At 64.7% G+C, this 8,083-nt stretch carries 8 protein-coding genes and 1 pseudogene; 1 reads left to right on the top strand and 8 read right to left on the bottom strand.

The genetic code is table 11. The features are described 5' to 3' along the window. The 6 genes from DIE15_RS24625 to DIE15_RS24600 all read right to left on the bottom strand — a co-directional run. Nucleotides 1–188, bottom strand: a 188-nt coding sequence (locus tag DIE15_RS24625; RefSeq protein ID WP_148095691.1) for an ATP-binding cassette domain-containing protein, incomplete at its 3' end; no start/stop codon positions are given. Then, nucleotides 185–862: a glutamate/aspartate ABC transporter permease GltK gene (gene gltK, locus DIE15_RS24620; RefSeq protein WP_124834579.1), complete on the bottom strand. Its 678-nt coding sequence runs from the start codon at nucleotides 860–862 to the stop codon at nucleotides 185–187. The genes gltK and DIE15_RS24625, both read right to left, overlap by 4 nt. Next, nucleotides 862–1,602 (bottom strand): amino acid ABC transporter permease, encoded by a 741-nt coding sequence (locus tag DIE15_RS24615; RefSeq protein WP_027788374.1) that lies wholly within the window; start codon nucleotides 1,600–1,602, stop codon nucleotides 862–864. Before DIE15_RS24615 ends, gltK begins: the two co-directional genes overlap by 1 nt. Nucleotides 1,603–1,686: 84 nt before the next feature. Continuing rightward, a complete protein-coding gene (locus tag DIE15_RS24610; RefSeq protein ID WP_185734540.1) occupies nucleotides 1,687–2,580 on the bottom strand; it encodes a glutamate/aspartate ABC transporter substrate-binding protein in 894 nt (297 codons plus the stop codon). 251 nt (nucleotides 2,581–2,831) lie between these two features. Then, nucleotides 2,832–4,118 (bottom strand): Glu/Leu/Phe/Val dehydrogenase, encoded by a 1,287-nt coding sequence (locus tag DIE15_RS24605; protein ID WP_057926771.1) that lies wholly within the window; start codon nucleotides 4,116–4,118, stop codon nucleotides 2,832–2,834. Between the two features lie 280 nt (nucleotides 4,119–4,398). Then, nucleotides 4,399–5,352 (bottom strand): LysR substrate-binding domain-containing protein, encoded by a 954-nt coding sequence (locus DIE15_RS24600; RefSeq protein WP_124834577.1) that lies wholly within the window; start codon nucleotides 5,350–5,352, stop codon nucleotides 4,399–4,401. Between the two features lie 257 nt (nucleotides 5,353–5,609). On the opposite strand from DIE15_RS24600, the gene purB reads away from it, so the two are divergent. Continuing rightward, on the top strand, nucleotides 5,610–6,998 hold the full coding sequence (gene purB / locus DIE15_RS24595; protein ID WP_057926773.1) for an adenylosuccinate lyase: 1,389 nt from the start codon (nucleotides 5,610–5,612) through the stop codon (nucleotides 6,996–6,998). Nucleotides 6,999–7,072: 74 nt separating this feature from the next. On the opposite strand, the pseudogene DIE15_RS24590 reads toward purB, so the two are convergent. Together DIE15_RS24590 and DIE15_RS24585 are read right to left on the bottom strand one after the other, a co-directional pair. Next, nucleotides 7,073–7,493, bottom strand: a pseudogene (locus DIE15_RS24590) (FAD-dependent oxidoreductase); the annotation flags it as partial. 78 nt (nucleotides 7,494–7,571) lie between these two features. After that, on the bottom strand, nucleotides 7,572–8,072 hold the full coding sequence (locus DIE15_RS24585) for a gluconokinase (protein ID WP_057926775.1): 501 nt from the start codon (nucleotides 8,070–8,072) through the stop codon (nucleotides 7,572–7,574). Nucleotides 8,073–8,083 lie beyond the last annotated feature (11 nt).

The following is an 8,083-nucleotide window of genomic DNA, read 5'->3' as shown; positions in this document are numbered from 1 at the left end:
TGGTTGTTCACGAGGATCTCGCCCTGCTGGAACGGCTCGAGGCCGTTGACGGTCTTGATCAGCGTCGACTTGCCCGAGCCCGACGGACCGCACACGACGACCACCTCGCCTTTCTTGACCTCGGTCGTGCAATCGGCGAGGACCTGAAACTGGCCGTACCACTTGGAAACGTTCTTGATGGAAATCATCTTGTGACCTTTTTCTGGAGACCTTTGACGAGGGCAGACGCCACCGAGCAAACCACGAAATAGCATGCACCCGCGAACAGGACCATCTCGACGGTCGTGCCGTCGCGATCGCCAATGTTGGCGGCCGTGCGGAAGAAGTCCGCGAGACTGATCACGTACACGAGCGACGTATCCTGGAACAGGACGATCGCCTGCGTGAGCAAGAGCGGCACCATCGCGCGGAACGCCTGCGGCAGGATCACGAGGCGCATGGCCTGCGCGTAGTTCATGCCGAGCGCGAACGCGGCGTTCACCTGCCCGCGCGGCACCGCCTGGATGCCGGCACGGATGATCTCGGAATAATACGCGGCTTCGAACAGCGAGAACGCGACCATCGCCGATGCCAGCCGGATGTCGATCGTCGGCGACAGCCCGAGCACGCCCTGCAGCACCTGCGGCACGATCAGGAAGAACCACAGCAGCACCATCACGAGCGGGATCGAGCGGAACACCGTCACGTACGCTTTCGCGAACCACGCGAGCGGCTTCACGCCCGACAGCCGCAGCAGCGCCAGCAGCGTGCCCCAGACGATGCCGACGACGATCGCGATCAGCGTGATCTTGAACGTGACGATCGCGCCGGACCACAGCGTCGGTATCGCGCCGGGAATACTACTCCAGTCGAACTGATGCATCACTTGCCTCCGATGTAGCCGGGCAGCCGCGTGCGGCCTTCGATCCAGCGCATGAACGCCATCACGACGAGGTTGATGATCACGTACGCGAGCGTGACCGCGATGAACGACTCGTAGGTCTGCGCGGTGTAGTCGACGAGCTGGCGCGCCTGCGCGGACAGGTCGAGCAGGCCGATCGTCGACGCGACCGCCGAGTTCTTGAAAATGTTCAGGAACTCGGACGTGAGCGGCGGCACGATGATCCGGTACGCAACCGGCAGCAGCACGTAGCGGTACGTCTGCCATTGCGTGAAGCCCATCGCGAGGCCGGCCGCGCGCTGGCCCTTCGGCAGCGCGTTGATCCCCGAGCGCACCTGTTCGCACACGCGCGCGCCCGTGAACAGGCCGAGACAGATGATCGACGCGGTGAAGAACTGCGTGGTCGGCGGCAACTGCTTGATCCAGGTGCCGATCGACGCGGGCAACAGTTCGGGTATCACGAGATACCAGACGAAGAACTGCACGATCAACGGAATGTTCCGGAAGATCGACACGTAGACGGTACCGATCGCGGACAGCCATTTGTTCGGCACCGTGCGCAGCACGCCGAACAGCGAACCGACGATCAGCGCGATGACCCAGGCGACGAGCGACACTTCGATCGTCACCCAGAAGCCGGACATCAGCCATCCGAAATAAGTCGTCGGCTCGCCGGTCGAGACGGGGCTCAGGAAGATGCCCCAGTTCCAGTGGTAAGACATGGGCAAGACTCCAGCAAAAAGAAACGGAAGAAGCGTGGCCTCTTCCGTTTCAGTAGCGTCATTTCTGCATCAACGGCCGCGTGGTCAGTCGAGCGCCTTGTCGTTCGGGTTCGCGTACAGCTTCTTCATCGAATCGGACAGCGGGAAGTTCAGGTTCAGCCCCTTCGGCGGGATCGGGTTCTCGAACCACTTCGCGTAGATCTTCGCGGCTTCGCCCGACTTCTCGACTTGCGAGATCGCGTCGTCGACAACCTTCTTGAAGTCCGCATCGCCCTTGCGCATCATGCAGCCGTACGCCTCTTCCGATTGCGGCGTGCCGACGATCACCCACTCGCCCGGCTGCTTCGCCTTCGCGCGCTCGCCCGCGAGCAGCGCGTCGTCCATCATGAACGCGGCCGCGCGGCCCGACTCGAGCGTGTTGAACGAGTCGCCGTGATCCTTCGCGCTGATGATGTTCATGCCCATCTGCTTCTCGTTGTTCATCTTGCGCAGCAGGCGCTCGGACGTCGTGCCGGCGGTGGTCACGACCGTCTTGCCCTTCAGGTCCGCGAAGTCCTTCACGCCCGAATCCTTCTTCGTCATCAGGCGCGTGCCGATCACGAAGATCGTGTCGGAGAACGCGGCCTGCTGCTGACGCTCGAGGTTGTTGGTCGTCGAGCCGCACTCGATGTCGACCGTGCCGTTCTGCACGAGCGGGATGCGGTTCTGCGACGTGACCGGGATGTTCTTGACCTGCAGGTTCGGCAGGTTCAGCTTCTTCTTCACCGCGTCCACGACCTTCATCTGGAATTCGCGCGAATAGCCGACGACCTGCTGGTTCTGGTCATAGTAAGAGAACGGGATCGACGATTCGCGGTGGCCCAGCGCGATCACGCCCGTGTCCTTGATCTTCTTCAGCGTGCCGGTCTCCTGTGCATGCGCGCCGCTCGCGAACGCGCACAGCGCCGCGACCATCAGGACTGCCTTGTGGTATTTCATTTTGGTCATCTCCTTGGCTAAAACCCGAGCCAGTGTATCAAAGTAATATTTTTGAAAGAACTGGTTGTTTACCGCACTACGAATCGTCCTGTGCGAAGCCGTCCTCCCGGCTTCGGGCGCGCTCGCGGCGCCTGAATGCGCGCACGGGCGGTGCCGGATTCGGCACCGCCCGTGCAGGCTCATGCACGCAATCGGGTGGATTGCGTCATGCTTCGATCGTAGTCAACCGATCGCCGATCGGCAATGACTGATCAGGGGTACAGGCCGCGCATTTCGCGCGCCATCAGGATGCGCTTGCACGCGACGATGAACGCCGCCGTACGCACCGATACCTTGTGCTCTTCCGCGACCGCCCACACGCCGGCGAACGCTTCACGCATCACGCGCTCGAGACGGTGGTTGATCTCGTCTTCCGTCCAGAAGAAGCTCGAGAAGTCCTGCACCCACTCGAAGTACGACACGGTCACGCCGCCCGCGTTCGCGATCACGTCGGGGATCACGAGCACGCCGTTCGCGCTCAGGATGTCGTCGGCCGCCGTCGTCGTCGGGCCGTTCGCGCCTTCGACGATGATCTTCGTGCGGATCTTCGCTGCGTTCTTCTCGGTGATCTGGTTTTCCAGTGCCGCCGGGATCAGGATGTCGGTTTCGACCGTCCAGAACTCGTCGTTCGGCATCGGCTCCGCGCCTTCGAAGCCCGCGACGCCGCCCGTGCGTGCCACGTGGTCGAGCAGCTTGTTCGAATCGAGGCCGGCCGGCTGGTAGATCGTGCCCGTGTGATCCTGCACCGCGATCACCTTCGAACCCGCTTCCTGGAACAGCTTCGCCGCGATGCCGCCGACGTTGCCGAAGCCCTGCACCGCGATGCGCGCGCCTTCGATTTCCAGGCCCTTCTTCTTCGCCGCTTCGCAGCCGACGACGAACACGCCGCGGCCCGTCGCTTCCTTGCGGCCGAGCGAACCGCCGAGCGAGATCGGCTTGCCGGTCACGACGCCGGTCGACGTCTGGCCCTGGTTCATCGAGTACGTGTCCATCATCCACGCCATCACCTGTTCGTTGGTGTTGACGTCCGGTGCCGGAATGTCGGTGTTCGGTCCGATGATGATGCCGATTTCGCTGGTGTAGCGACGCGTCACGCGCTCGAGCTCACCGCGCGACAGCTTGCGCGGGTCGACGCGGATGCCGCCCTTCGCACCGCCGTACGGCACGTTCACGGCCGCGTTCTTCACCGACATCCATGCGGACAGCGCCATCACTTCCGACAGCGTCACGTCCTGGTGGTAACGCACGCCGCCCTTGCCCGGACCGCGCGACACGTTGTGCTGCACGCGATAGCCTTCGAAGTGCGCGACGGTACCGTTGTCGAGCTCGATGGGCACGTCGACGATCAGGATGCGCTTCGGACGCTTCAGCGTTTCCAGCCAGCGCGACAGCGAACCGAGGTACGGTGCGACGCGATCGACCTGCTGAAGGTAGTTGCCCCACGGGCCGAGATCGTCGGCGTGAAGGTAGGACGGGATGGACTGCAGTTGCGAAGACATGGACACTCCAACGTTCAACGGATTGCGCACATTGTCGAAAAACCCGTTTTTTTTATCCAATGCCGTTTGCTTATTCGATTATGCGTTTCTTGCATGATCGGGATTTTTGGCAAATCCGCGGTCGATTTGCGCAAGAACGCGCGCGATCGGTCGTGCATCGCGTCCGCGAAGAATCGTCGGGAAATGCGCCGGATGCCCGCGGGACAGCCGTCCGACAGGCACCACAAGCTCGCTGTCAGCCGCGCGCACGCACGCACGCGCGGCCGCGCTCGTCAGCTCGTCAATCGGCCGCTTCGCGCAATTCGTCGCGCACGACGTCCCACAGCGCGCGCACGAGCTTCTGGCGCGGGTCGTCGCCCTGCAGCGCGAGCTTGTCGCAATACAGGCGGATCTCCATCGTCAGCGTGAACGGATGCGTGCCGCTGCGCGCGGAACGGTCGAGCCGGATCAGGCGGCCGCTCGCCACCGCGTCCTCGACCGCGCTGTGCGGCAGGAATGCGACGCCGTGCCCCGCGAGCGCCATCGCCTTCAGCCCTTCGGCCATATCGGTTTCGTACACGCGATCGAGGAACAGCCGCGTCGGTGCGTTCGCAACGATGACTTCGGTCATCCGGCCGAGATACGCGTTCGGCGTATACGACAGGTACGGCACGCGGGCATCGGCCGTGCCCGGCAGCATGTAGCGCGGCCGGCCCGCGCGACCGGGCGCCGAGAACGCGCTGATCGGCTCGCTGCCGAGGACCAGCATGTCGTAGCGGGCCGGGTCGAGCGCGACCGGGTGGCTCGGGTGGTGATAGCCCATCACGAGGTCGCACCCGCCCTCGACCAGCGACAGCACGGCATCGTGCACGTTCAGCGCGCGCAGCCGCGTATGGACCTGCCCCATCTTCGCCTCGATCCGCTGCAGCCAGCGCGGGAAATACGTGAGCGACAGCGTGTGCGGCACCGCGAACTCGATGGTCGGCACCGGCGCGCCGACGTGGCCGCGCAGCAGCGTGCGCGCCTCGTGCGCCTGCGACAGCATCGTCAGCGCCTGCTCGTAGAAGATCTGGCCGGCCTGCGTGAGCCGTGTCGGATAGACCGAACGGTCGATCAGTTCGGTCGCGAGCCACGCCTCGAGCGCCTGGATGCGCCGCGAGAACGCGGGCTGCGACACGTGCCGCAGTTCGGCGGACCGGCTAAAGCTGCGCGTTTCCGCGAGCGAGACGAAGTCTTCGAGCCATTTCAGTTCCATGCAGGCGGGCGCGGCGGGCGGCGGTCGGGAAGAAGCCTGCATTCTACCGGCGGGCGGGCCCGGCCGGCGGCGTGGCAGGCAGCCGGGCGAGCCGGCGCGGGCGCCCGCCGGCAGGCCATTGCCGCGCCGCCCGGGCGCCGGTTGCACGCCGATCGCCCGCGGCGGCCGGACCGGTTCGGCCGGGATCGACCCGCGCCAATGGTAAAATGCCAGATTCTTCTCCCCCTCGTTGCCCCGGCTCCACGGCCCGCCCGATCATGTCCGACACTCGTCCCGATACGCTTTTCGCCCTCACCGCGCTCTCGCCCATCGATGGCCGCTACGCCAGCAAGACCGAAGCGCTGCGCGACTGGCTCTCCGAAGCCGCCTTCATGCGCCACCGCGTCACCGTCGAGGTGCACTGGCTGATCGCGCTGTCGCGCGCCGGCTTCGCGGAAGTCCCGCGCTTCTCCGATGCGTCCGAACAATTCCTGCTGCAGCTCGCCGAGCGCTTCACCGCGCACGACGCCGCGCGCATCAAGGAAATCGAGCGCGTGACGAACCACGACGTGAAAGCCGTCGAATACTGGCTGAAGGAATCGGTGAAGGGCCAGGCCGAACTCGAGAAGGCCAGCGAATTCATCCACTTCGCGTGCACCTCCGAAGACATCAACAACACGTCGCACGGGATGATGCTCGCCGGTGCGCGCGAACACGTGATCCTGCCGGCGCTGCGCACGGTCTACCAGCGCCTCGTCGCACTCGCGCACGCGCACGCCGAGCAGCCGATGCTGTCGCGCACGCACGGCCAGCCGGCCAGCCCGACGACGCTCGGCAAGGAGCTGGCGAACGTCGCCGCGCGCCTCGCGCGCGCGATCGCACGCATCGAGAAGGTCGAGATCCTCGGCAAGATGAACGGTGCGGTCGGCAACTTCAACGCGCATCTCTCCGCCTATCCGGAATTCGACTGGGAAGCGTTCTCGCGCGACGTGATCGAGAACCGCCTGAAGCTGACGTTCAACCCGTACACGATCCAGATCGAGCCGCACGACTACATGGCCGAGCTGTTCGACGCGGTCGCCCGCGCGAACACGATCCTGCTCGATCTCGACCGCGACGTGTGGGGCTACATCTCGGTCGGCTACTTCAAGCAGAAGACGAAGGCCGGCGAGATCGGCTCGTCGACGATGCCGCACAAGGTCAACCCGATCGACTTCGAGAACTCGGAAGGCAACCTCGGCCTCGCGAACGCGACGCTGCGCCACCTCGCCGACAAGCTGCCGGTGTCGCGCTGGCAGCGCGACCTGACCGACTCGACGGTGCTGCGCAACATGGGCGTCGCGCTCGGCTACTCGCTGCTCGCGTACGACTCGCTGATCCGCGGCCTCGACAAGCTCGAAGTGAACCCGCAGCGCCTGAACGAAGATCTCGACAACTGCTGGGAAGTGCTCGCGGAGCCGGTGCAGACGGTGATGCGCCGCTACGGTATCGAGAACCCGTACGAGCAGCTGAAGGAACTGACGCGCGGCAAGGGCATCACGCGCGAAGCGCTGCAGGAATTCGTCGGCACGCTGGCGATCCCGCAGGACGCGAAGGACCGCCTGCTCGCGATGACGCCTGCGTCGTACATCGGCAAGGCGGTCGAACTCGCGAAGCGGATCGCGTAAGCGCCGCCGTCTCCGCACGTAAAAAGCCCGATGCGAGCGATCGCATCGGGCTTTTTGTTGCCTGCCGCAGCCGATCAGAACGAGATCATCCGCCCCGGATTCAGCGCGCTCATCACGCTCATCACGCTCATCGCCGCTTTCGCGGCCGGAATCGCGATCGGCGATAACTGCCGGCCGAGCGGAATCTCGCGACGGTCGATGCCGGTGAGCATCGAGAAATCGTCATTGCGTCCGACGAAGTCGTCGCAGATCGCCTTGCCGATCCGCACCGTCTGCGCGACGCCGTGCCCGCTCCAGCCCTGCACCATGTACATCGGCAGGCGGCCGTCGGTCTTGCGGCTGTCGGTCGCGCCGTTCAGCGTGAAGTCGCTGACGCCGCTCCAGCAGGAGTCGAGCGCGAAACGGCCATCGTGCTGCGGAAACACCGTGTTCAGCCGCGTCAGCAGATACGCGTTGACGTCGTGCTGCGCCCCAGCACGCGCACGTGGCCTGACCGGCCCGCGCACCTGAAACGAAAAAGGCACCCGAAGGTGCCTTTTTCGCTATTTGCCTGACGATTGCCGCGAACCGCGCTCAGTGCTGCGCGAAGCCGATCTTCAGCATGACCTGATCGACGATCTGTTCGGGCGTCAGCTCGATGCTGACCTCGATCGCTTCGTCCGGGCCCGGCTCCTCGAGCGTGTCGAGCTGACTCTTCAGCAGCGACGGATCGAAGAAATGACCGGTGCGGCTCTTCAGGCGCTCGTGCAACACCTCGAACGAACCCTTCAGATACACGAACCGCACGTCGGTGTCGGTGCCGCGCAGCACGTCGCGGTACGACCGCTTCAGAGACGAGCACGTGAACACGGCCATCTCGCCGGCACGCTGCTTTTCCTCGATGGCCGCGCGGATCGTGCGCAGCCACGGCCAGCGGTCGTCGTCGGTCAGCGGAATGCCGTTGTGCATCTTTTCCTTGTTCGCCGCGCTGTGAAACGCGTCGCCGTCGGTATAGCTGCACGACAGGCGTTCCGCCAGCATTTCGCCGATTCGCGACTTGCCCGCGCCCGACACGCCCATTGCGATCAGAATCATTGACTACCCCT

The organism is Burkholderia sp. Bp9031 (assembly GCF_003857965.1).
Taxonomy (GTDB): domain Bacteria; phylum Pseudomonadota; class Gammaproteobacteria; order Burkholderiales; family Burkholderiaceae; genus Burkholderia; species Burkholderia ambifaria_A.
The sequence above is the reverse complement of the archived record's forward strand: the minus strand, read 5'-3'. Positions and strand labels throughout refer to the sequence as shown.

What these genes read in the sequence shown, in the direction of transcription:
- DIE15_RS24605 (WP_057926771.1), bottom strand. Translation starts at nt 4,118, where the DNA reads ATGTCTTCGCAACTGCAGTCCATCCCGTCCTACCTTCACGCCGACGAT.
- DIE15_RS24585 (WP_057926775.1), bottom strand. Translation starts at nt 8,072, where the DNA reads ATGATTCTGATCGCAATGGGCGTGTCGGGCGCGGGCAAGTCGCGAATC.
- purB (WP_057926773.1), top strand. Translation starts at nt 5,610, where the DNA reads ATGTCCGACACTCGTCCCGATACGCTTTTCGCCCTCACCGCGCTCTCG.
- gltK (WP_124834579.1), bottom strand. Translation starts at nt 862, where the DNA reads ATGCATCAGTTCGACTGGAGTAGTATTCCCGGCGCGATACCGACGCTG.
- DIE15_RS24610 (WP_185734540.1), bottom strand. Translation starts at nt 2,580, where the DNA reads ATGAAATACCACAAGGCAGTCCTGATGGTCGCGGCGCTGTGCGCGTTC.
- DIE15_RS24615 (WP_027788374.1), bottom strand. Translation starts at nt 1,602, where the DNA reads ATGTCTTACCACTGGAACTGGGGCATCTTCCTGAGCCCCGTCTCGACC.
- DIE15_RS24600 (WP_124834577.1), bottom strand. Translation starts at nt 5,352, where the DNA reads ATGGAACTGAAATGGCTCGAAGACTTCGTCTCGCTCGCGGAAACGCGC.